The sequence below is a fragment of the Rubrobacter aplysinae genome, assembly GCF_001029505.1.
In the GTDB taxonomy this organism is placed as follows: domain Bacteria; phylum Actinomycetota; class Rubrobacteria; order Rubrobacterales; family Rubrobacteraceae; genus Rubrobacter_A; species Rubrobacter_A aplysinae.
This window is the reverse complement of the sequence record NZ_LEKH01000005.1, coordinates 75,188-98,011: the sequence shown is the minus strand read 5'-3', so window position 1 is coordinate 98,011 and position 22,824 is coordinate 75,188. Positions and strand designations below refer to the sequence as shown.

Annotated in this window: 28 protein-coding genes; 25 read left to right on the top strand and 3 right to left on the bottom strand. The window is 60.4% G+C overall.

Features of this window, described 5'->3' with window-relative positions; translation table 11 throughout:
* Nucleotides 1-41: 41 nt before the first annotated feature.
* The 7 genes from ABD53_RS06920 (at nt 42) to ABD53_RS06895 (ending at nt 4,824) form a co-directional block, all read left to right on the top strand.
* Nucleotides 42-1,295 (top strand): hypothetical protein, encoded by a 1,254-nt coding sequence (locus ABD53_RS06920; protein WP_152670632.1) that lies wholly within the window; start codon nt 42-44, stop codon nt 1,293-1,295.
* A gap of 208 nt (nt 1,296-1,503) precedes the next feature.
* On the top strand, nt 1,504-1,905 hold the full coding sequence (locus tag ABD53_RS17465) for a Fic/DOC family N-terminal domain-containing protein (RefSeq protein WP_200900315.1): 402 nt from the start codon (nt 1,504-1,506) through the stop codon (nt 1,903-1,905).
* Nucleotides 1,830-2,669, top strand: a complete 840-nt coding sequence (locus ABD53_RS06915; RefSeq protein ID WP_200900314.1) for a Fic family protein — start codon at nt 1,830-1,832, stop codon at nt 2,667-2,669. The genes ABD53_RS17465 and ABD53_RS06915 overlap by 76 nt, the downstream gene beginning before the upstream one ends.
* A 485-nt stretch (nt 2,670-3,154) precedes the next feature.
* Nucleotides 3,155-3,676: an SWIM zinc finger family protein gene (locus ABD53_RS06910; protein ID WP_047865033.1), complete on the top strand. Its 522-nt coding sequence runs from the start codon at nt 3,155-3,157 to the stop codon at nt 3,674-3,676.
* Between the two features lie 14 nt (nt 3,677-3,690).
* On the top strand, nt 3,691-3,963 hold the full coding sequence (locus ABD53_RS06905; RefSeq protein ID WP_047865032.1) for a hypothetical protein: 273 nt from the start codon (nt 3,691-3,693) through the stop codon (nt 3,961-3,963).
* Between the two features lie 175 nt (nt 3,964-4,138).
* On the top strand, nt 4,139-4,537 hold the full coding sequence (locus tag ABD53_RS06900; RefSeq protein ID WP_047865031.1) for a DUF6883 domain-containing protein: 399 nt from the start codon (nt 4,139-4,141) through the stop codon (nt 4,535-4,537).
* 44 nt (nt 4,538-4,581) lie between these two features.
* Entirely contained in the window at nt 4,582-4,824 is a 243-nt protein-coding gene (locus tag ABD53_RS06895; RefSeq protein ID WP_047865030.1) for a hypothetical protein, read from the top strand.
* A 316-nt stretch (nt 4,825-5,140) separates the two neighbouring features.
* Here ABD53_RS06895 and ABD53_RS06890 read toward each other — a convergent pair whose 3' ends face one another.
* Complete coding sequence (locus ABD53_RS06890) at nt 5,141-5,533, bottom strand: type II toxin-antitoxin system death-on-curing family toxin (protein WP_047865029.1); 393 nt, start codon at nt 5,531-5,533, stop codon at nt 5,141-5,143.
* 3 nt (nt 5,534-5,536) lie between these two features.
* The gene (locus tag ABD53_RS06885) at nt 5,537-5,770 is read right to left on the bottom strand and encodes an AbrB/MazE/SpoVT family DNA-binding domain-containing protein (protein ID WP_047865028.1); all 234 of its coding nucleotides are present in this window, start codon (nt 5,768-5,770) and stop codon (nt 5,537-5,539) included.
* Nucleotides 5,771-5,967: 197 nt separating this feature from the next.
* Between ABD53_RS06885 and ABD53_RS17460 the strand changes: the two genes are divergently transcribed.
* The 13 genes from ABD53_RS17460 (at nt 5,968) to ABD53_RS16870 (ending at nt 17,910) form a co-directional block, all read left to right on the top strand.
* On the top strand, nt 5,968-6,282 hold the full coding sequence (locus ABD53_RS17460; protein WP_053057780.1) for a hypothetical protein: 315 nt from the start codon (nt 5,968-5,970) through the stop codon (nt 6,280-6,282).
* 315 nt (nt 6,283-6,597) lie between these two features.
* The gene (locus ABD53_RS17455; protein WP_200900313.1) at nt 6,598-6,747 is read left to right on the top strand and encodes a hypothetical protein; all 150 of its coding nucleotides are present in this window, start codon (nt 6,598-6,600) and stop codon (nt 6,745-6,747) included.
* A gap of 634 nt (nt 6,748-7,381) precedes the next feature.
* Nucleotides 7,382-8,998: a class I SAM-dependent DNA methyltransferase gene (locus ABD53_RS06875; RefSeq protein WP_047865027.1), complete on the top strand. Its 1,617-nt coding sequence runs from the start codon at nt 7,382-7,384 to the stop codon at nt 8,996-8,998.
* 3 nt (nt 8,999-9,001) lie between these two features.
* Entirely contained in the window at nt 9,002-9,313 is a 312-nt protein-coding gene (locus ABD53_RS06870) for a nucleotidyltransferase family protein (protein WP_047865026.1), read from the top strand.
* A gap of 15 nt (nt 9,314-9,328) precedes the next feature.
* Nucleotides 9,329-9,655 (top strand): HepT-like ribonuclease domain-containing protein, encoded by a 327-nt coding sequence (locus tag ABD53_RS06865; protein WP_084709379.1) that lies wholly within the window; start codon nt 9,329-9,331, stop codon nt 9,653-9,655.
* The gene (locus ABD53_RS17450; RefSeq protein ID WP_200900312.1) at nt 9,645-10,031 is read left to right on the top strand and encodes a restriction endonuclease subunit S; all 387 of its coding nucleotides are present in this window, start codon (nt 9,645-9,647) and stop codon (nt 10,029-10,031) included. The genes ABD53_RS06865 and ABD53_RS17450 overlap by 11 nt, the downstream gene beginning before the upstream one ends.
* Before the next feature lie 53 nt (nt 10,032-10,084).
* Nucleotides 10,085-10,903 carry a restriction endonuclease subunit S domain-containing protein gene (locus tag ABD53_RS06860; protein WP_053057777.1) on the top strand — a complete coding sequence of 273 codons (819 nt, stop codon included), beginning with the start codon at nt 10,085-10,087 and terminating at the stop codon, nt 10,901-10,903.
* Nucleotides 10,904-11,006: 103 nt separating this feature from the next.
* Complete coding sequence (locus ABD53_RS06855; protein WP_152670631.1) at nt 11,007-11,561, top strand: hypothetical protein; 555 nt, start codon at nt 11,007-11,009, stop codon at nt 11,559-11,561.
* The gene (locus ABD53_RS06850) at nt 11,558-14,710 is read left to right on the top strand and encodes a type I restriction endonuclease subunit R (RefSeq protein ID WP_047865024.1); all 3,153 of its coding nucleotides are present in this window, start codon (nt 11,558-11,560) and stop codon (nt 14,708-14,710) included. Before ABD53_RS06855 ends, ABD53_RS06850 begins: the two co-directional genes overlap by 4 nt.
* 103 nt (nt 14,711-14,813) lie before the next feature.
* Nucleotides 14,814-15,389: a 7-cyano-7-deazaguanine synthase gene (locus tag ABD53_RS17935; RefSeq protein ID WP_084709378.1), complete on the top strand. Its 576-nt coding sequence runs from the start codon at nt 14,814-14,816 to the stop codon at nt 15,387-15,389.
* Complete coding sequence (locus ABD53_RS06845) at nt 15,376-16,353, top strand: hypothetical protein (RefSeq protein ID WP_047865023.1); 978 nt, start codon at nt 15,376-15,378, stop codon at nt 16,351-16,353. Before ABD53_RS17935 ends, ABD53_RS06845 begins: the two co-directional genes overlap by 14 nt.
* A gap of 14 nt (nt 16,354-16,367) precedes the next feature.
* A complete protein-coding gene (locus ABD53_RS06840) occupies nt 16,368-17,318 on the top strand; it encodes a CBASS oligonucleotide cyclase (protein ID WP_047865022.1) in 951 nt (316 codons plus the stop codon).
* On the top strand, nt 17,299-17,910 hold the full coding sequence (locus ABD53_RS16870) for a hypothetical protein (protein WP_152670630.1): 612 nt from the start codon (nt 17,299-17,301) through the stop codon (nt 17,908-17,910). Before ABD53_RS06840 ends, ABD53_RS16870 begins: the two co-directional genes overlap by 20 nt.
* Before the next feature lie 447 nt (nt 17,911-18,357).
* Here ABD53_RS16870 and ABD53_RS06835 read toward each other — a convergent pair whose 3' ends face one another.
* Nucleotides 18,358-19,692, bottom strand: coding sequence for an amylo-alpha-1,6-glucosidase (locus ABD53_RS06835; protein WP_047865021.1), 1,335 nt, complete (start codon nt 19,690-19,692; stop codon nt 18,358-18,360).
* 207 nt (nt 19,693-19,899) lie between these two features.
* On the opposite strand from ABD53_RS06835, the gene ABD53_RS06830 reads away from it, so the two are divergent.
* The 5 genes from ABD53_RS06830 (at nt 19,900) to ABD53_RS06810 (ending at nt 22,638) form a co-directional block, all read left to right on the top strand.
* Nucleotides 19,900-20,292 carry a VOC family protein gene (locus ABD53_RS06830; RefSeq protein ID WP_047865020.1) on the top strand — a complete coding sequence of 131 codons (393 nt, stop codon included), beginning with the start codon at nt 19,900-19,902 and terminating at the stop codon, nt 20,290-20,292.
* Nucleotides 20,293-20,311: 19 nt separating this feature from the next.
* Nucleotides 20,312-21,253: an ROK family protein gene (locus ABD53_RS06825; RefSeq protein WP_053057776.1), complete on the top strand. Its 942-nt coding sequence runs from the start codon at nt 20,312-20,314 to the stop codon at nt 21,251-21,253.
* A gap of 102 nt (nt 21,254-21,355) precedes the next feature.
* Nucleotides 21,356-21,700, top strand: coding sequence for a DUF1330 domain-containing protein (locus ABD53_RS06820; protein ID WP_047865019.1), 345 nt, complete (start codon nt 21,356-21,358; stop codon nt 21,698-21,700).
* 284 nt (nt 21,701-21,984) lie between these two features.
* Entirely contained in the window at nt 21,985-22,251 is a 267-nt protein-coding gene (locus ABD53_RS06815) for a PTS sugar transporter subunit IIB (protein WP_047865018.1), read from the top strand.
* 123 nt (nt 22,252-22,374) lie between these two features.
* Nucleotides 22,375-22,638, top strand: coding sequence for an HPr family phosphocarrier protein (locus ABD53_RS06810; protein ID WP_047865017.1), 264 nt, complete (start codon nt 22,375-22,377; stop codon nt 22,636-22,638).
* Nucleotides 22,639-22,824 lie beyond the last annotated feature (186 nt).

Sequence of the window (22,824 nt, the reverse complement as noted above, 5' to 3'; positions counted from 1 at the left end):
TGAAGCTGAGTATAGAAAACAGCGTACTAGAGGAGGCAGGTATGTATCAGGTGACCATCCACTTCGACGACGGCAGAACCCCGATAGAGTTGCTGGCCGAAGATGCCGATATCGAGCTAGAAGGGGGTTCTCAAGACGGCGGGCTGCAGAAATGCACCTACACCGCCCGCGATGGTCATCGGGCTCCGGTGTATCTCGACCCCGCCCGGGTAGCGGCGATCGTCCCGGCTCCCGTTAGCGCCTCCGAGAAGACTGAGTCTAGGAGTTTGTCCTCCTCATCGGAGACTGGTAACTCCTCAAATCGCAGAGTGTTTCCTGGTTCAGAAGAGCCGGAGATCGTACCGGAAGGCATAGAGATAGTAGGAGGCGAGGAAGAGCCGCTCGAGGTAGTCAACGAAGAGCGGCGTCAGCCGGGCCGGGACCTACGGAACCGAAAGCCTACGTCCTCCCGTGTGTCCACGAGCATTCCGAGAAACCGCGATCTCGAGCGTGAGGTGCTGCAGTTCCTTGCGAGGTTCATCGCGGCCGATGTGAAGCAGCTAATGAATCGGTATCCAATTTGGAAGAATCTGTTCGCCCAGAGCAATTTTTCTCTGGCGGCAGAGCGGTTCTTCGACTCCGAGGATCGGGCTTGCGACCAGCTCGAGCTTATGCGTCGGGAAGGAATGATCGACGCCAATGTCCAATACTTTCAGAGCGATTCGGAGACCGTCTACCGGATAACCCGCGAGGGAGAAGAAGCCGCGGGAATGAGTAACCTCCCTGACGTGTCTGTAATCGACCTGGCGCACGGGCTCGACTATTACAAGAAGATGGTAGGTCTCTACCAGAACATGATGGACTCGCTTGGCGGCCGGGCGGAGTGGATAACCGGCCGCGAGCTTATGAGCGAGGAGGTCAGGGCAGAGCGGGAAGAGAAGCTAGGTCGCAAGTTGCCCGCTTCCAGCCCGGGCGCTCATAAGGCCTGGCCGGCGACTCCCGAGGGTGTTTTGTTCTTCAGAGACAGTGGCGCTGTCGCGGCGGTCGGGCTCGAGCTTACGCACGTCAGCAAGAGCAGGCTCTCCGCCTACGAGTCCATCCTCGACAGCTACTGTGCTGACCCGAATATAGACCGGGTCTACCTGTTCTTCGCCCACGAGAAGGCCATGCAACAGGTCGAGGAGCTGGCACAGAGCTATCGCCAGGACGATTTCTTCGTGTTCAAGGAACATCCGAGCGAGTTCCCGTCGGAGACTAATGGCCTACTCACGCACCGCTCCACGAAGTCTGTACGCAGAAGCTGGCCGCCAAAATAGTGCGGTTAGATGCGGCGCTACCCGGGAGAACGGGGAGACACGAATGTAGGCCAGGAGGACGAGGAAAACCCTCGTCCTCCTGGAAGGCTGATGAATCAGAGCGCAATCCTCCCGCAAGAGTGAATGAGCCTTCGACTCTCACACAACCGGCGTTGAATAGCAGCAGAGTTATTCAACAAAAGGGCAATTGTGTAGAATAAGCCTCGCAATGCACCAGGAGGATTTCACACCAGACAAATCTGGACAGCTCGTATCCATCGGAGACCGGGCATGGGCCTTCGTGCCGGATCCTCTTCCACCGGATCTGGAGTACTCTCCCCGGCTAATCCGGGCTCTGTCGGAGGCCGACCGCGCTCTGGGCGAGTTGGCCGGCCTGAGCCGCACCCTGCCGAATCCCTATCTGCTGACCCGGCCCTTTCTGAGGCGCGAGGCCGTGCTCTCTTCCCGCATCGAGGGTACCCAGGCCTCGCTTGTGGACCTCTACGCCTTTGAGGCCGAGCCTCCGCTCTTCGGCTCGCCGGAGCAGAGGGGGATGTGCAGGAGGTCCAGAACTACGTGCGGGCGCTGGAGCATGGTATGGGACGGCTACAGGATATGCCGCTCTCCTTGAGGCTTCTGAGGGAGATGCACGAGATCCTGATGGAAGGCGTAAGAGGGGCGCAGCGCGCTCCGGGAGAGTTCCGCCGCGTACAGAACTGGATAGGTTCCCCGGGAGCGGAAGCGGGAGAGGCCACCTACGTGCCCCCGCCCCCGGGTGAGATCTCATCCTCTCTGGGGAAGCTTGAACGGTACATTCACGAGGAGACCAGGCTGCCGCATCTCGTGGACATCGCCCTCGTCCACTATCAGTTCGAGGCCGTACATCCCTTCCTCGACGGCAACGGCCGTATAGGGCGGCTTCTGATAACGCTCATGCTCATCGAGCGCGACCTGTTGCCCGAGCCGCTTTTGTACCTTAGCGCCTACTTCGAGCGCCACCGCGAGTCGTACTACGATCATCTGCTCGCCGTCAGCCGTAGAGGCGCCTGGGAGGAGTGGCTGCTCTTCTTTCTACGAGGCGTGGTCACCGAGGCCCGCGACGCGGCCCGGCGAGCTGGGAAGCTCTTCGATCTGCGCGAATCCTACCGGGAGCGCTTCCAGAAGGCGGGCAGCGGAGCAAACGTGATTTCGGCCCTGGACCATCTATTCGCTCGTCCTGTGACGGACATACGGGAGCTAGCCAACGCTTTGAGTATTTCTTTCGAGGCGGCGCGCCGGCTGGTGTCGTCCCTCGAGGCAGAAGGACTGCTGGAAGAGATAACTGGGCGCCGGCGGAACCGAGTCTACGCAGCCCAAGAGCTGGTACGGGTTCTCCAGAGCCCCCTGGACGAGTGAGCTTCCGAATAACGCTACTTCTGTAAGCGCGAGGCAATAGTAGCAAGCGACCCTGTGGTACGGGCCACAGGGCGCCCAGGCTTCGCCAGGTCGCCCAGAGCCCCTATGCGTTTCTTGGCGGTAGGAGAGACGTGGAGGCGCGGCCAGCGGGCTGCGCCCGCTCCCCGCTTGTAGAGGCTGGATCCGTTGGGGGTAACCTCGATGCTTTCTCCGCTGGCGTGTATCGAACCTTTGCCGCCTGTCAGCGTACCGGCGGCGTCCCTCCGTCAAGGGCACCCGAAAACTCGGCCAGGCTTCGCCTGACCGCCCTCCGGGTTTTGCTCCGCGGGGCTCCACAAAAACTTTTCGGGACCCACCCTTGACTCCGCTCCTTGCCGCCGGAATCGAGCCTTCATGGCAAAGGTTCCTGTTGGGGACCTGGAGTAGAAAATCGGCCCCGGCGGTGCTCCAACACCCCGAGGCCCGGACCACAGGGGAGTGACCCAATGGCCGAAGTGAGTGTACACGAGAGGGCCCGCGCAGAGCGGGCTATGCGCCTCTACAACGAGCGCGGAGAAGAGATCAGGAAGGTAGGCCCTCAGACCTACCTCGTCCCCGGATGCAGCGCCGATGCCTACACGGTGGATCTCCGCGAGGAGACCTGCACCTGCCCGGACTATCAGCAGAGGTGCTCCGAGGATGGGCTGCTGTGCAAGCACATCTACGCGGCCGTGATCTACCGTGAGAAGGCCGAGCGCGCCCGCCGGTACTGCGACTACCGTTTTCTCGAACTGCTCGAAGAGGACTACGGCATCAGGCAGTTTCATCTGCGGACGGCTTTCATGGGCGTACCCGCACGGAAGCTGGACGCGATAGCGGTCTGCGAGCAGGCGACCGCTGAGACCGACGACCCAGAGGACGCCGGCGACCTTATCCGGCAGTGGGCGAAGGAGCGGAAGGTTGGTAGCTACCACCCGCACATCATCGGAGCGCCGCCCTTGACCTTTGGCGGTAGGACCGGCTACTAGCTGGAGGGCGTCTAATGGCCGCCCGCTTTACGCTCGGCCGCATCGTAGCCACGCCCGGCGCGCTGGAGGCCCTGGAGGCCTCCGGCGTCTCGCCGGTAGAGCTTCTCGGCCGTCACCAGTCAGGAGATTGGGGAGAGATCCCGCCAGAGGACGCCCGCGAGAACGAGCGCAGCGTAAAGCACGGCTTCCGCATCCTATCGAGTTACCCCATCGGCGAAGAGCGGACCTGGATCATCACCGAAGCAGACAGGTCCAGCACCTGCCTGCTCTTGCCGTCCGAGTATTGAGAAAAGGAGCCGCGAGCGGCGGCGGGATTGCAGATCCCGCCGTCTGCTCGTGGAACTCGGAGGAGTGACGCCGGATCTGAGGGCAGCGTAAGTCGGCGGCGGCTCGCCCGGACCAGTCCGACCTCGCCGGAAGCTCGGAGCAGCATTCTCCGGGATGACGTAGGATTTTCAGCTCATGAGCACCCAGGGTCCACCTTCCGAGCCGCCGCCAGTCGAGTGGTTCGCGTCCGGCCTCATCCCGCGCCAGAAGCTGGAAGACTACCTGCTTTCTCCCGACCACCCCGTCGGGCGGAACAAGTTCCGGCTATGGAACAGCGTTTTTGGCTTCGAGGAGGACGACGCCGATCTGCTGGAGCGCCTGATCCGCGAACAGCTCACGCAGGGCACGCCCGAGGAGCGCCCCGGTAAGACCGTCGAGGAGCCCAGACGCTTAGTGCGGGAGTGGGAGGTCGTCATCCCCCGATTCCAGGGACCCAACGGCGAGGTGGGGCCGGTGCTCACCGGCTGGGCCTTCGACCCTGCTATCTCTACCGATGCTCCCCGGCTTTCCACCGCACAACCAGTGGTGGACTAGCCTCTGTCAACAGAACAGCACATAGACGCTAGAATATCGATGCCATGCCCAGGACGTACACATACCAGGAACTCGACACGTTCCCCATTCCGCAGGACGTACCGGAGCTTGGCGTCGAGGCCGGGCGCGTGGGAGTCGTGGACTTCACCTACGACGGAGGGCGCGGACTGCACGTCGAGGTCAGCCGCACGGACGGTTCGACCGCCGGTTTCGTCCAGATGGAGCTAAGAGAAGGCGAGGCCGGGGAAGTCTGGCACGTGGTGGCCTACTCTCCTTTCGCTTCTTAGAATACGCTGGCATCTCCTCCTACGAATTCACCCCAAAACACATTCCCAGAGTCGCCTAACCGGATATCCAGGGCTAGCGTTACTAGCTCATGCCTAACTCCACATAACATACACCGAGTCCGACAGGTCGAGCACTTGCCTGCTGTTACCGTCCGAATACTGAAAACCAATAACCGCGAGCGGCGGCCGGACAGAGATCCGGCCGTCAGCCCGTGGAAATCGGAGGAACTGCGCCGTACGCCGGAAAGCATGAATGTTGGTGGCTCACCCGCGCTTCGCGCGACCTCGCTCTTGATGGCCCCCCGGCTCTCGTCTGCTACTGATTCGCCGCGGTGTGGTCGGCAAACCACTGTGAGATCTTCTCTATGTCCATCTTCCTTTCCGCTACCCCGACAGCTAGCCGTACCAACTCCTCGTCCGTAGCCACGAGTTCATAGCCTGCCAGATCCAGAAGCCTCACTCCGGCAAACACCCCAGTGCGTTTATTGCCATCCACAAACGGATGCCGCTTGATAATGCTCTCTGTCAGCGCCGCAGCCCTGCTCCACGCGCTCTCAAAGTGCTCCCGACCGAACGACGCGCCCCATGGCCTATGGACCGCAGCCTCAAGCGCCCCTACGTCCCTGACTCCCTCTGAGCCCCCGTGGGTGCCGATCACGACCGAGTGCAGAAAAAGCACCTCTCCGACCGTCGGCCGTACTCCCTCCAAACTCTACCTGTCGGAGAGCTCGCGGAAAGCCGCTTCGTAACGGTCCATGAACCTCTCGGCGAAAGCCACCAGATCATCAGAAGGGGCTGGCGCAACGGGCTCCAAAATCACCTGACCAGCTTCGGTTCTTACCCGTACCTCGGAGCCCTCGGAGAGCCTCGCCCCCGCGAGGGCCTCCGGCGGCAGGCTGACCATCAGCGAGCCCCCGATCCTCTTTAGCTGACGCTTCTCGGCCATACATCACCTCCCGGCAGTTATTAAACTGAGTTTAACAAAAAGCTCAAACTTCTCGGGGCGAAAGGACCGTGCTTCGGACCCGCTGCGGCCGCTTCGGTATATTGTCGCGAGCGGGCGTTACACATTTACGATGCGCCCGAACGATAGGGCAGCGTCGAGCGCACGAGCATTGGACGCGGAGCGGCGCGGAAGGGAGAATGTCTGAGAAGCTGCGTATCGCCACTTGCAACCTGGAGAATCTCGACGAAATGCCCTCCGATGAGAGCGGACCTACTCTGGAGGCTCGCATCGAGGTGATGCGTCTCCAGTTGCGGCGGCTGCTGGATGCGGACGCTCTGTGCTTGCAGGAAGTGAACGCGCAGGAGGAGGCCGACGAGGTTGGCTATGAGCGTCCGATCCTGCGCGCCACCGTCGAGCTGGGCGGGGGCAAAACGCTGAGCGTTATAAACCTGCACCTCAAGAGCCGCATCCCGACGCCCATCGAGGTACAGAAGAAGGACTTTTACACCTGAAAGACGGTCGTCGGCTGGGCCGAGGGGTTCTTCCCCTCCTCGAAGAAGTGGGTGGGGCAGGTTCTGGAGACTCGCATGCTGATAGGCGAGATCTTCGACGCCGACGAGAATGCCTTCATCTCCGTGTGCGGCGACCTCAACGCCGACCGGAGGAAGCCCCGGTAAAGGCGATCCAAGGCGACGTCGAGGAGACAGGCAATGCCGGTCTCGCTGCGAGGGTCATGGTTCCTTGTGAGCGGAGCATCCCCGAGCCCACCCGCTATACGCTGTTCCACCGTGGGCAGAAACGGATGCTGGACCACCTGCTCGCCTCCTGTGGCCTCTCGGACCCGCTACCGAGGACCGGAGGTTCACAACAAGATCCCGAACGACGAGTCCGTAGCCTTCGCCACTGACGAGAAGTATCTGGAGAGCGACCATGACCTGCTCGTGGCCGAGTTCGAGTTGCTGAATGGAACGAACTGATCCGATGACATCATAGCCCGGGCGTGGGTCGCCGCGGCCGGCTGCTATCGAAGGTAGGGACCTGCCAATAAGCTCACGTTTATGAAGCCTACCCTGCATTGCCGACTTGCTACTGAGATACTGATCGCTTCTCGATAGTATCGCCAGATATACTATGGCTTGGCATAAAAAGATGTCCGGAATAGAGAGTCTAGATCAACGCCGATACTTCTCCGGTCAGCAAGGTCGGGGGCAGAGCGGGGGGCTTGAGACCGTTTTCATCCCGGGGACTGGTAGCGGCGTAGTGGTTATCGCCGGGCATGGCTTCCGACCTATAGCGGTGGATGCTAAAGGTCTAGACTCCTGGTATCGAATAATTATCCGAGACTCGGAATCGGGTGGATCACGGCTGGTCTGAGGGTTGGCTAGTACGTATACTGAACGGTCTGCGGTAAGGTGGGAAGAGACACGAAGAGCTCTTGAACTATTTTGAGCTACGCGGCTTGCTGAAGACTATAAGAGAAGAAGAAGGTTCGATTATCAAGAGTTTGCTGCTATTTCCCGTACTGGTTGAGTGGTGTGAACTTACAAAGATCTATGCTGCGCAAAATGGTTTGGGTATAGATTGAGTGCTAATCAAGATCCCCTAGAGGGGATGCGAGCCGAGGGCGGGAGCGTAAACAAAGCAACCGGAAACGGCACAGCCACCAATGCCGGGCTTGAGGCCGAGCTTTGGCGGACCGCCGATGCTCTGCGCGGCAGCATGGACGCCGCCGAGTACAAGCACGTCGTTCTGGGTCTGATCTTCCTCAAGTACATCTCCGATGCTTTCGAGGAGAAGTACGCGCAGCTCGAAGCTGAGATCTCCCAGGGCGCCGATCCTGAAGACCCGGATGAGTATCGGGCGGAAGGTATCTTCTGGGTGCCGCCTGAGGCGCGTTGGTCGCATCTCAAGTCCCAGGCCCGCCAGCCCACCATCGGCTCGCTGGTAGACGATGCCATGTCGGGCGTAGAGCGGGACAATCCTACGCTAAATGGTGTGCTACCCAGAGACTATGCCCGGCAGGCTCTCGACAAGGAGCGTCTCGGACAGATCATCGACCTCGTAAGCAACATAGCCGTCGGCGACAGTGAGAGCCGCTCCAGGGACGTACTCGGAGACGTGTACGAGTATTTCCTCGCCCAATTCGCTAGCGCCGAGGGTAAGAAGGGTGGCGAGTTCTATACGCCGCGCTCCGTCGTAAGCCTGCTAGTGCAGATGCTGGAGCCGTACAAAGGCCGCGTGTACGATCCCTGCTGCGGCTCTTCGGGGATGTTCGTGCAGTCGGAGGAGTTCGTCACCGAGCACAGTGGCAGGCTGGACGACATCAGCATCTACGGCCAGGAGTCCAACTGCATCTACGGCCAGGAGTCCAACTACACCACCTGGCGGCTCGCGCGGATGAATCTCGCCATTCGCGGCATCGAAGGCCAGATCGTCCACGGCGACAGCTTCCACAACGACCGTCACCCGGATCTCAAGGCCGACTACATACTCGCAAACCCGCCGTTCAACGTCAGCGACTGGCGCGGCGAGCTGCTGCGCGACGACAAACGGTGGCAGTATGGCGTGCCGCCCGCGCGCAACGCCAACTTCGCCTGGGTGCAGCACATAATCCACCACCTCGCACCGACCGGCACGGCGGGCTTCGTGCTCGCCAACGGCTCGATGTCCTCGAGCCAGTCCGGGGAGGGGGAGATCCGCAAGAACATCATCGAGGCGGACCTCGTGGACTGTATGGTCGCCCTGCCGGGGCAGCTCTTCTACTCCACCCAGATCCCGGTCTGCCTCTGGTTCCTTGCCCGCGACAAGAGGAACCACCGCTTCCGCGACCGACGCGGCGAGGTGCTCTTTATTGATGCCCGCAAGCTCGGCGAGATGGAGGACCGCACCCACCGCAGGCTCGCCAGTGAGGACGTCGCCCGCATCTCAGACGCCTACCACGCCTGGCGCGGTGAGCCCGATACTATAGAGAGAGCGGGAGAGTACTCGGACGTACCGGGCTTCTGCAAGTCGGCGACGCTCGAAGAGATTAGGGGCCACGGCCACGTCCTCACCCCGGGACGCTACGTCGGGGCCGAGGCCGCCGAGGACGATGGCGAGCCGTTCGAGGAGAAGATGCAGCGGCTCACCACGACGCTCGGAGAGCAGTTCGCAGAGTCGGAGAGACTGGAGAAGGAGATTCGCACGAACCTGCGGGGCCTGGGCTATCCTGTCGGGAAGAAGGACTGAGCCGTGACCAAGCTGATCGAAGCCAGAAAGCCCGAGCTGAAGGCATTGTGTGACCGCTATAAGGTCGAACGTCTGGCCCTGTTCGGCTCTGCGCTCCGGGAAGACTTCGACCCTGAGCAGAGCGACCTGGACCTCGCCGTGGAGTTCGCGCCCATGACTCCCCGGGAGCACGCGGATTCTTACTTCGGGCTCCCAGAGGATATGGAAGGCCTGTTCGGGCGGCGCGTAGACCTGGTGGAGATCGGGGCTGTACGCAACCCCTATCTGCGCAGGAGCATAGAGGAGGAGCAGGAAACCCTCTATGCCGCAGCGTAGCCGGGAAGCCTACCTGTGGGACATCACGGACGCTGCCGGGCCATCCTGGAGTACGTGCAGGGCAAGGAGTTCTCTGATTACGAGCATGACCGGATGCTCCGGCGGGCGGTCGAGCGAGAACTTTCGGTAGTGGGCGAGGCTATGAGTCAGGCCACCCGTCGCTTCCCTGACCTGGAAGAGTCCATCGGCCCCGCGCGGCAGATCGTGGGCTTCCGAAACCGGATCATCCACGAGTACGCGGAGGTAGACACCGAGATAGTCTGGGCTATCGTCCAGAACGAAGTTCCCTCGCTGCTTGAAAATTCCGAATCGCTCTTGAAGGAGTCTGAGTATGGCAGGTGAGTGGCGAAGCGCTACTTTGGGAGACCTAGTTGAGCTGAAACGCGGCTATGATCTCCCACAGCGGCTTCGCACTCAAGGCACGAGCCCTATAGTATCTTCCTCGGGGGTAACAGGCTACCATTCGGAGGCTAAAGTGCCAGGGCCAGGGGTGGTGACAGGACGATACGGTACTCTTGGAGAGGTCTTCTACATTGCAGATAATTTTTGGCCGCTCAACACTACCCTCTATGTCCGCGACTTTAAGGGGAACGATCCAAGATTTGTAAGCTACTTCCTGCGACTATTAACTTCTTATCTTATTCCGATAAGGCAGCCGTACCTGGAATCAATCGCAACCATCTCCATCAAGCTCATGTTAGTTTTCCAAGTGATCTGACTGAACAACGAGCTATCGCCCAAGTTCTCGGAACGCTGGACGACAAGATCGAGATGAACCGCCGCACGAACGAGACGCTAGAGGAGATGGCACGGGCGATCTTCAAGTCGTGGTTTGTGGACTTCGATCCCGTTCGCGCCAAAGCCGAAGGCCGGGATTCTGGCCTCCCCAAACACATCACCGACCTCTTCCCAGATCGCCTCGAGGACTCCGAGTTAGGCAAGATTCCGGCGGGTTGGAACGTGGAAGCGATTGGTGATCACGTTCAATTTGTAAAGGGAAGATCGTACAGGAGTAAAGATTTGCAAGACAGCGGAACCGCGCTTGTCACTCTCAAGTCCTTTGCTCGTGGTGGCGGCTACCGGGCCGACGGACTCAAACCGTATTGTGGTGACTATAAGCCTGAACAGCTAATCTATCCGGGAGAGCTTGTAGTCGCTTGTACGGATGTTACTCAGGCGGCTGAAGTCATCGGGCGACCTGCGGTCGTTCATAATAGCAGCCAATACACTACGCTAGTAGCCTCTCTTGACACTCTTATTGCTCGGCCTCGGAACAAGTCTTTGTCAATACCTTTTCTCTACGGCATTTTTGAGTCCACTGCATTTACCGACCACACGTACGCTCATACGACGGGTACTACTGTACTTCACCTTGCTAAAGGTGCGGTGGAATCATACCGATTCACAATGCCACCAGAAAAGCTTCTTGAAGTATACAATGACGTAATAGGGTCCCTATTTCAAAGTATCTATAGCAACGAGGCGCAGAATGTCACCCTTGCTCATATTCGCAGTGCGCTACTACCCCAGCTTATCTCCGGCGAATTGGGAGTTTCGGATGCGCAACAGATTGTTGAGAAGTCTCAATGAGTACGCTAAGGCCGTGGGCGCGGGGTCCTTTTGAGCTTCTCGTACATGCGGAGACCCATTACAGAAATGGGGAAGAGGGGAAGATTTCGACCGTAGAATGGCTGTGATTAGCTATGATAATGCTATCGAAGTTGCGATAAGTACTTACTTAACCCTACATCCTATTCAGCGTCTGAACCGGGAATACGCAAGAGCTGACATCCAACAATGGCTAAGTAATTACCATACGAAAATCGACTTCTTCATGGAAGAGATTTCGTCCCGAGACTTGTCGCTGGTTTGCGAGAAGGCCGAGTTTGTTTGGTACCACGATGTGCGAAACGGTCAGTATCATTCTGGCGGTGCGACAGTGCCCCAGGGATACGAACTCGAAGGTATACGCGAAGCTGCATTGTGGGTGTTTAGTACCCTATATGACGTTACAGATACAGAACAACACATATCAGAAGAGATTGAGAAACGTTCCCCTACCGCTCCTCAGAACGACGTGGAATATGATGAAGCTATAAACAATGTATACGATGATGTGAACATTAGCGGCCGGAAGTACAGCGTAAGCGAGATCCTGTTTACTTTAGACGAGGCATTCTACCGTGAGGTAGGGGCTGAACTTTGCGAATCTGCAAATTATGATAAAGATGAGGGGCAGTCCGCATGATCCGTCAAGAGTTCAACGAATCTGCCGTTGAAGAGGCTGCACTTGCCTGGTTAGAGGCTCTCGGATGGACAATCGGGCACGGCCTCGGGGCTGTCTCTAGTGAAGACCCAGACGCCGAACGGCAAACGTACGATCAAGTTGTTCTAGAAGAGCGCTTGACTCAGGCACTCTCGTCTCTAAACCCTGCGCTTCCCGACGAGGCCATCGACGAAGCCTTCCGTAAGCTCACTCGGCTCGAGGGACCGGCGCTGGAGACGCGCAACCGGGCATTTCACCGGATGCTGGTGGACGGGGTGACGGTGGAGTTCCGACGGGAGGACGGCTCAATCGGTGGGGCGCAGGCGCGGGTGCTGGACCTCGAAGGTCCTGATAACAACGACTGGCTCGCGGTCAACCAGTTTACTGTGAGCGAGAACCGGCACGTTCGGAGGCCGGACGTGGTGCTGTTCGTCAACGGGCTGCCGCTGGCCCTGATCGAGCTGAAGAACGCCGCGGCGGAGGAGGCCACGATCTGGTCCGCCTATGCACAGCTCCAGACCTACAAGGCGGAGTTGCCAACCCTGTTTGCGTTCAACGAGCTACTCGTCGTCTCGGACGGGATGGAGGCGCGTATCGGCACGCTCACCTCCGGCCGGGAGTGGTTCAAGCCCTGGCGCACGATCTCGGGCGAAACGCTCGCCGACTCCAACCTGCCGGAACTACAGGTCGTGATCGAGGGCGTCTTCGACAGGCGGCGCTTGCTGGATCTGATCGGGTACTTCATCCTCTTCGAGGACTCGGGTGGCGAGTTTCTGGAGAAGAAGGTCGCGGGCTACCACCAGTTCCACGCCGTGGGGGTCGCACTGGAGGAGACGCTGCGCGCCTCGCAGGCACGGGAGGAGACGGGCCAAGTCGCCGAGAGCCCTGGGAGGTACGAGACGTGGCGGCAGTCCGGCGGCGAGCCGGGGGACCGGCGCGCGGGCGTGGTGTGGCACACGCAGGGCTCCGGCAAGAGCCTGACCATGGCGTTCTACGTCGGGCGGGTGATCCGCGAGCCCCGCATGGAGAACCCCACGGTCGTCGTCATAACCGACCGCAACGACCTGGACGACCAGCTCTTCGGCACCTTCTCGCGCTGCCGCGACCTGCTGCGCCAGCCTCCGGTGCAGGCCGAAAGCCGGGACGACTTGCGCGAGAAGCTGGCGGTGGACGCGGGCGGCGTGGTCTTCACCACCATCCAGAAGTTCCTGCCGCTGGAGAGGGGAGACCAGCACCCCGTGCTCTCGCGGCGGCGGAACATAGTCGTCATCGCCGACGAAGCCCACCGCAGCCAGTACGATTTCATAGACGGCTTCGCCCGGCACATGCGCGACGCGCTCCCAAACGCCTCGTACATCGGCTTCACGGGCACGCCGCTGGAGCTGACGGACAAGGATACCCGCCGGGTCTTCGGCGACTACATCAGCGTCTACGACATCCAGCGCGCCGTCGAGGATGGGGCGACCGTGCCGATCTACTACGAGAGCCGCCTGGCGAAGCTGGAGCTGGACGAGGTCGGCAGCAAGACGCTCGACGAAGACTTCGAGGAGGTGACCGAGGGCGAGGACGTGGAACGCGCCCAGAGTCTCAGGGGCAAGTGGACCCAGCTCGAAGCCATCGTCGGCTCCGAGAAGCGGCTTGACCTCGTCGCTCAGGATATCGTCGAGCACTTCGAGCGGCGGCTGGAGACGATGCAGGGCAAGGCGATGGTCGTCGGCATGAGCCGCCGCATCTGCGTGGACCTCTACGAGAGGATCGTGGCGCTCCGCCCGCACTGGCGCGGTGAGGGGGACGAGGAGGGGGAGATCAAGGTCGTGATGACCGGCTCGGCCTCCGACCCACAGGACTGGCAGCCCCACATCCGCACCAAGGCCCGCCGCGAGGCGCTCGCCAACCGCTTCCGCAACCCGGACGACCCGTTCAAGCTCGTCATCGTCCGGGACATGTGGCTCACCGGTTTCGACGCGCCTTCGCTGCACACCATGTACCTGGACAAGCCGATGAAGGCTCACGGGCTCATGCAGACCATCGCCCGCGTGAACCGCGTATTCAGGGACAAGCCCGGCGGCTTGATCGTGGACTACCTCGGCCTCGCCCACGAGCTGAGGCGGGCGCTTGCGACGTATACCGAGAGCGGCGGTACAGGCACGACCGCGATAGACCAGAATGAGGCGGTCTCGGCCATGCTGGAGAAGTACGAGGGCTGCCTGAACCTCTTCCACGGCTTCGACTGGTCGAAGTGGATAGAGGGCACCCCGCAGGAGCGCCTGAGCCTGCTACCCCAGGCCCAGGAGCACATCCTCTCGCAGGAGGACGGCAAGGGCAGGCTGCTCGGCGCCGTGCGGGACCTGTCCCGCGCGTTCGCGCTGGCTGCCCCGCACGAAGAGGCGCTCCGCATCCGGGACGACGTCGCCTTCTTCCAGGCTGTACGCTCCGTGCTGGCGAAGCGCACCCCCGGCGATACGCGCACGAACGAGGATCTGGACCACGCCGTACGACAGCTCGTCTCGCGAGTGCTCGCGCCCGAGGGCGTAGTGGACATCTTCGCCTCCGCCGGTCTCGAAAAGCCGGACATCTCGATCCTCTCCGAGAGCTTCCTCGCCGAGGTGCGGGGCATGCCTCAGCGCAACCTTGCGATCGAGACCTTAAACAAGCTTCTCTCAGGCGAGATCCGGACGCGCCACCACAAGAACGTCGTGCAAGCCAAGTCGTTTGAGGAGATGCTGGGCCAGACGCTCAGCCGCTACCAGAACCGTGCCATCGAGGCGGCGCAGGTTATCGAGGAACTCATAGAGCTTGCGAGACAGATCCGCGCGGCCAACGCACGCGGCGAAGAACTTGGCCTGAACGAGGAAGAGGTCGCCTTCTATGATGCCCTAGGTGTCAACGACAGCGCCGTCGAGGTCCTGGGCGACGAGACCCTGCGCGCCATAGCGCGGGAGCTCGTAACCACCGTCCGCGAGAACGTAACCATAGACTGGACCATGCGCGAGAACGTCCGCGCGCACCTGCGAGTACTCGTGAAGCGAATATTGCGAAAGAACGGTTACCCGCCGGACAAGCAGGAGCAGGCCACCAAGACCGTACTGGAACAGGCGGAAGTACTCTCCCGGGAGTGGGCAGTAACATGAGTGCAATAGCTGGCGCTAACAATCGCAGGCAGTGTGCTCACAAGGTACTGCAGGTTGCGAATTTGGACTCGGATCTAGTGCATAGTCGGGTACGATTACACTAATGACAAAACAGACATTGAAGGAGGTCTGTGTTCTTCTCGGGGGAGGGATAGACTCGACTGCCTTGATACCATTTTATCTCTCCCGAGGAGATATTATTCAGGGGATCCACTTCGACTATGGACAACCCAGTGGCGAGGCAGAGCGACGAGCCATTTGCGAAGTGGGCATACACTACGATGTGCCGGTGAAAAGTATTGAACTTGGGCTGCCTATCGTAAGTGTTAGCGGTGAGTATCTTTGCAGAAATGCTGTGCTCCTTCTCGGAGTTGCCAGCATCCTCGACAGTACAGAGGGTAGGTTATCTATCGGAATTCACTCAGGAACGCCCTATTATGACTGTTCGCCCTCTTTCTTAACTGACATACAGCGTCTTCTTGACGGATACTTTAGTGGCACGGTGCAGGTCGAAGCTCCGTTTTTGGAGTTTACCAAGCGGGATGTGTTCGACTTTTGTCTTCGCCATCGAGTACCGGTAGATCTTACTTTTAGCTGCGAGCGATCCAATAACTCATGTGGCGAGTGCAGCTCATGCAAAGAGCGCATAACGCTGGGCGAGGGATATGAAGGCTTCTGAGGCATGTAAACGACGTACGATCTCGATCGTTGGGGCATTCACGCCGCTACTCGTGCCGTCATTCTCCAGCCGCGGTTTCCCCGACATCTCCGGCATACATCTGAACATGAGAGATGAAATTTTCGAGGCTTCCTTGGTGAGTGCCTACGATCTCAGCTACGGACCCCTGGCCGGACAGGATATCTACTGCTCTGACGTACTCTTCATAGATAGCGGTGGCTACGAAGCGAAGCTAATCTACGATCCGGACGAGGTTTATAACGACGACCGTCGTGGTCGCCCGTGGTCGCTAGAAGACTACCGAACAGTACTGGACGGGCTTTCACCATTATCCCAGCTAGTGATGGTCAGTTTTGATCACGCTGATCCTAGTCCGCTTATGATGCAGGTAGAGGAGGCAAGAACTCTATTCTGCGATTATCCGCAATATGCCTCTGACTTCTTATGTAAGCCGGAAGACGGTTCCTTGTTCATGAACGTAGACGACCTAGTCAAGAATATTAACGAGGTTGCCGCATACTTCTCACTTTTAGGGGTGACGGAGAAGGAACTTGGTGACTCCCTGCTTGAGCGGTGCTGCAACCTGTTGCGGATAAGGGCCGCGCTGCTTGCAGCGGACTCGGAGACTCCCATACACGTCTTCGGGTGTATGGAGCCCCTATCCATTGTTTCCTACTTCCTGTGTGGGGCGGATGTGTTCGATGGATTGACCTGGCTGCGTCTCGCTTTCTCTAAGGGGCTTCCGTTGTATGGTCAGGTCGATGCGATCCTGCGTGAGGAGTGGAAGTTCCGAGATGCGGATCTCCTAGTGGCACGATGGGTTCGGAACCTGCGTACGCTTCGTGATCTCAACAGGGGTATGACTGGTTACTGCGATACGCTCTCGCTCGAAGAGTTTTCTTCTTGGCGAGAACATCTACCGAAAGTGCTCGGCTTGGTCAGAGAGGCGGGGCTCGAAATTTAAAAAGGAGGGCTAGCGTGGGTGGTAGCAGTAGAAACGCGGAGACTGCATCTCGGCGTACATCGAGCGGACTCGACCAGTTGGTAAGCGGCGCCGGAGCGGCGGCAGAGCGCGGCTCCTATGACGCACAGGTGAACGCCTTGCTCCAAGAAGCGGTAAGCGAATACAGCGATAGAGACGTCGAGATCATAAGGCGGCACATCGAGACTTTGAAGAAGGCGCTGGAGTCTGATGTGGAGGGCACCGTTGACCTCTTGTTCGGTGGATCAACTCAGAAGCACACTTACGTCAACGGGCTCAGTGACGTCGACCTATTGGCCCGGATCAACGATCCGTCACTCACTTCACTGTCCCCTCAACAGCTCCTGCACCGTTTCGCCGCCCGCATCAAACAACGTCTTCCAAATACAGATGTCACTCCTGGGCAGCTTGCTATCACGGTTCGCTACTCCGACGGACACGAACTACAAGTTCTACCCGCCTTATCCACTAGCGGCGGAGGGGTAAGGATACCCAAGCCGTCGGGCAATGGTTGGAGCAATGTGATCCGGCCCGAGGCGTTCGCTCGCAAACTAACTGAGGTTAATCGTAGATGCGCCAATCGGGTGGTACCTACCATCAAACTTTTCAAGGCGGCCCAAGAGAGCATACCCGAGAACGCTAGGCTCTCTGGCTACCATACGGAGTCGCTGGCCGTACAGGCATTCGAAGCCTATGATGGAGGCACGAGTTACAAAGACATGCTCACGCACCTATGTCGGAGCGCCGCTGAGAGCGTCAAGTCTCCGGTCAGAGACCGGACAGGTCAGTCCGTCCATGTGGACGACTACATGGGAGTTGCGGGTAGCGAAGAGCGACAGCGTGCTTCCCGCTTCTTAGGAAGAATTGTGCAGCGGATGGAGGATGCGGACAGGCAGCGGCGTATCTCGAACTGGGAGGATATGTTTGGTGGCGGACGCATCGGCTGACCCCCTGGTTGGGCGACTACGAAGGGTACTAAGGCTCTCAAACCAGCAGGCATCGATGCATGGTTGGTTAAGCGATCATTATGGCCGCTGGAGCGTCACCCTAACGTTTGGCTCTCTCTTACTAGCCGTGGTTCTGTTGTCGTTAGTATTTGCTGCTGACTTTGTGCAGAGGACGACCGGGGTTTCAACGGCTGCTTTCCAATGGACTACCGGCATAGCGGCCATCATCAATTTTCTAATTACCCTATTGAATCTTGCCTGGCAGCCGGCTGCGAAAGCTGCCAGCCACCGTCAGGCCGTAAGCCACTATACAAAGGCCAAGTACGAAGTTGGGCGGCACTTGGATGCTGCCGACGTTTTGACTGCAGAATCTGTTAGGCAAATCGAGGAGCGTTACCTCGACTCCCGTGAGCTACCGAAGATACCAGAGCGTAGATTTCTGAAGCTGAAGCGATGGCATCTTGAGAAGGTGGCTGTAAGTAGAGAACTAGACGATAACTGTCACGAGTCCATACGTAGCATCAAGAGCAGGCTACGCCAAGCACGCCAGAGCGAACCCAACCTCACAGAAAATGACAAAAGCGGTGATTGAAGACAAGATTTTCCAAGAGGTACGCACACAACTTACTGGATCTTGCCTCTAAACGTACGGCTATGGTCGCTAGACTTTCGTATAATGAGCGAGCTAATCCTTGCCGATTTTGATGCCAACGCTGATGCCAACCGGAACGACATGAGACGGTACTCGACGACATTCCGCCACCTCTCAAAAGGCGCGAATTCCTCTTAAAATAGGGGTTTTGCGGACTCAGCGGCATGCGGCGATATGAGGCCAAATCCAATTCGTAATGAGCAGGTCAGCGGTTCGAGTCCGCTCGTCGGCTCTCCTCAACTAAACCTATAAAGTCTCCCGAGAGTTTTTGTATCTGCCTCTGGCTTCACAAAGAATCCGGAGGCTACAGGGCGGTTCTCAGCCGAGCAGGAAGCCGTAAACCTGGAACACTGTCCGGGTTGCGGACGTCCTCTTTGTTAGGAAACATCAGTAGGCATGATCTGTATCTCCCATGCTCAGAACGTCAAGTAGCAGGGCGGCGGTCCAGGAGAAGAAGTCCGAGCCGTGGCCCCGGCCCGTGGCGGGATGAAAGTACTCGTGGAAGCCGGATCTCTGTACGAGACTGACGATGGTGGACCTCAACGTCTCGGCGTGTTCCTCGTAGCCGTAACGCCGGAGCCCGTGCATCAGGAGCCAGTTCGTATTGATCCAGACCGGCCCCCTCCAGTACTTTACCGGCGAGTAGCCGTAGCCGTATCGGGCGTAGCTCGGGGCGGGGTAGCCGTCCCCGCCCACAAAGAACCCCGAGCTTTCCAGGTTGTGGACCAGCCTCCCGGCGCGCCCCGGGTCCGGGATGCCGCCGTAGAGCGGTAGCAAGCTAGAGAGGGCGTCGTAGACCTCTATGTCTCTCCCGGCGGCCAGATCGTGGTCCAGGTAGAGGCCGCTCTCCTCGTCCCAGAGCCGGGCGTTCATGGCGCGTCCAGTGGCGTCGGCGGCCGCCTCGTGGGAGGTGGGGTCTTCTCCGACGGAGCGGGCCAGGGCGGCGAGATCCCGGTCCGCGGCGCAGAGGATGGTATTGAAGAGCACGTCCCAGACCAGAAAGGGCGCGTCCTCGCGGATCGCCGCTTCGTCATAGCCCCGGTCCGCCGCGTGCCGGACGAGGTGGATGTAGCGGTCGTACTCGGCGTCCACGGGGCGGTCCTCCTCCGCCACGAAGCCGACGTCCAGCCGCTGGTACTCCGGTACCTGACCGGGCCGGAGCCTGATGCGCTGCAGTATCCCGTCCCACAGCGGCGAGTTGTCCATGCCGGACTCCCACGGGTGCCGGATATATACCAGCCCCGTGCCATCGGGGTCGCGCTCCCGGTGCAGATAGCCGTGCCAGGCGGCGAGAGCCGGGTAGATCTGCTCCGCGAACGCCTCGGCGCCGGCGGAGTCCTCCCGTAGCAGCCTCTCGTACACCCGGCGGGCGGCGATGGCGTGTACCGGAGGCTGGACCACGCCGGATGTCCGGATTTCCCCGGGGGAGTGGGGGCTGAGCTCCGTGCGCCACACCCGGGAGCCGGGGAAGTAGTTGTTAAGCTCCGGGTTGAAGACGATGTGGGGCAATAGCCCGTTCGACCACTGGCCGGCGAAGAGGCTGGACAGCTCCCGCCAGGCACGGGAGGTATCGTAGGTCGCGTAGCCGAGCGCGATAAACGCCGAGTCCCAGGACCACTGGTGCGGATACAGCCTCGGGCTCGGCTTGGTGTACGCGCCGGCCCAGTTGAAGTCCAGCACTATCCTGGCCTGTTGTACCAGACGCCCACCATTCTCTTGCATCGTCCCCTCCCTATATAATCCGGGTCTGCTGCGGAACTTTCACCGGGTAGCTGTGTGGATCGTACCGGGTCTCCCTGTGCACTGTACGGCTGTGGAACGCCCCGGGATGTATCAGCGCGTTGGACATCGAGTTAGACGCTAAGATAGAGTCGGGAGTTCATAGGGAGTAGCGGAAATGGTCCGGGAACAGGACGAGAGGAGGATGCTTTGGCGAAGCTGATACATACGATGGTACGGGTGCTGGATCTCGACCGGTCCATCTCTTTCTACCGGGAGGCCTTCGGGCTCGAGGTCGCGAACCGCTACGACCTCGGCGGCTTCGTACTCGTGTATCTCTCGAACGAGGAGGCCGATCACGAGCTGGAGCTCACCCTGAACGAGGGCCGCGAGAAGCCCTACGGTCACGACGACGGCTACGGTCACGTAGCGTTTCGCGTCGAGGACGTCGAGGCCGAGCACGCCCGTTTCGAGGATGCCGGATTCGCGCCCCGCGACGTGAAAGAGCTCGAGTTCGGCGGCGAGGTGCTCGGCAAGTTCTTCTTCGTCGAGGACCCGGACGGGTACCAGATCGAGGTTCTCGAACGCCGCGGCAGGTTCTAGGCCGGGAAGGTCCACGGGCGTGGCGTCCCCGGTAGCTGCCATAGACATCGGCGGCACCAAGACCCTGATCGAGGTCTACGAGAGCGGCCAGAGGGAGCCTGCCGGTAGCGAGGAAAGCCCCACTCCGGGGTCCGGGGAGCTGGTACGGGATCTGGCGGAGTCCGTGCGCCGTGTGGCGGGTGGGCAGGATGTAGAGGCCGTGGCAGTCGGATGCCCGGGGCCTCTGGATCCGCTGGGGGGTGTGATCCTGAACCCCCCGAACCTCTCGCGTGAGTGGTGGGGCCTACGCCTCGCGGACGGCCTCGCCGGCGAGCTCGGGGCCCCGGCCGCGCTCGAGAACGACTGTAACCTCGGGGCGCTGGGGGAGTGGGATCACGGCTCCGGCAAGGGCTACGACTCCGTGCTCTACGTTACCGTCTCCACCGGCGTCGGAGCCGGGCTGGTGAGCGGGGGAGAAATCTTCGGCGGCAACCGGGGATTCGCGCTGGAGCTCGGCCATACCGTGCTGGAGACCGGCGGTCCGGTATGCGGCTGCGGCCGCGCCGGCTGTGTCGAGGCCCTGACCTCCGGCCCGGCGATAGCCCGGCGTGCCCTGGAGCTCGGCTGGACGCCGGACCCCGGGGAGACCGACTCGCGCGCGGTCGCGTACGCCGCAGAACGGGGTCATCCCGTCGCGCACCGGGCGCTGGAGGAGGCGGCCTCGTACCTCGGAAAGGCGCTCGTAAACTTTATCTATAGCTTCGACCCCGGCGTGGTCGTGCTCGGCGGCGGGGTGACGCGCTCCGACCTCTTCGTGAGCCTGGCGCGGGATGCAGTCGGAAGAGAGCCCGTGATGGAGGCCTTCCTGGGCGTACCCGTCGTCCGCGCCGGACAACCCGGCCGGAGCGTTATCCACGGGGCCCGCACGCTCGCCGAGAGGACGTCCCGGAACTCCTCCCGGCCGACCGGTACCGGTCGTTAGGCCGGCGGTGTAGGGACGCTATTTGGAGTACGATGGCACTCGTTGTACATCCCGGAAGCACGGCCGGACCCTGGCTGTGCGCACGCACACGAGAGGGGCTGCATGGCTTTCTACGCGCTTAATCTCTTCGATCTCGCGGATAACGATCTGTACCGTGAATACTCCAAACGTTCGGTGGCGGCCGTACAGAAGCACGGCGGCCAGGTCGTGGCTCTCGGCGGGCTCGACGGCGCATACGAGCAGGAGCCGGAGGTGGAGCCCCGACGCGTCATGGTGCTCGTAGAGTGGCCGTCGAAGCAGGCGTTTCAGGACTTCATAGAAGACCCCGAACACGAGGACCTCCATCCCCTGCGGGAGAATGGCACCCGCAACTACCTGTGGTGGACCTACGATAAGCTAGACGACCTGCGGCCCCTCTTCCAAAAGAGCGGGGACTCCGGCGGTTGAGCCGGACGTGCTCCGGCTACCGTTGCGCCCGGGTCCCGTGGAGAACCGGTAGCCGGTGACCGTGCGGCGTGTGAAACCATGTCGGCCGGGGGAGCGAAATGTACAATTCTCATAGGAAGGGATCGTCGGCTAAACAGGCCCGGCGAGCAAAAGGGAGACAGAGAGCCCTGGTTTCACACGCCACACCTCGTTGCCGGAAGGCGTAGCTTACGGGGACCGAGGTGGGTGAGACGGCCGGTCGAAAGGGGTTGGTGAGCGTGCTCAGGATATGCGCCGTATGCGGAATGGATTTCGGGGCCGGGGACATTATCGGAGACAGGATAAAGGAGGCTCTCGACGCCCGGGGAGCGAGGTACGAGCTGGAGGTCGTGGACGCTGGCGACGCCGCCGGTCTCTGGGCCGACCTCATATTCGTCACCGACGAGTTCAGCGCGACCCTGGTGAATGAGAGCGCGCCGGTGGTCGCCATCCAGAACTTCACCAGCCGCTCGGAGGTGCGTGAGAAGGTGGCGGGTGCGCTGGATCGGCTGCGGGCCCCGTCCCGGACGTGAACGGGCGTGAAGTGTCATTCCGCATCCGCTACAGTGGACGTATGAGCGCCGTCCGGCGGGAGCCTGGACTGGCACGACTAGACACATTCCCATAATAGTAGGCCCGCGCGAGGAGGAAGACGTATGGTAGAGAAAGAGGCAACCGTGGGCCCCGTGGAAGGTCTGCACGCCCGTCCGGCCGCGGTATTCGTCCGGGAAGCCAAAAAATACTCCTCTGAGATCAAGATCTCGCACGACGAGCGCGAAGCAAACGCAAAGAGCTCCCTGCAGATTCTCACGATCGGGGCCAAAAAGGGAGACACCATCAAGATACTCGCCGAAGGCGAGGACGCCGAAGCGGCCACCAGCGCGCTGGCCGAGCTGATCTCCAAAGAAGAGCCCGCCTAGCCTTCGACAACCTCTTCGGCGGGTTCTGATTTCTTCCGGGCTCGACGCTCGCGCCTCTCGCCGCGCGTGAGCGGACCCGATTCCGTGGAACGGGGCAGAGACCCAGGAACGTCCTCAAAAACCCTAAACCCGATCTTGCCAACAACCGTCAATAACCGCCAAAAACAACTATTCTGTCAACAACTC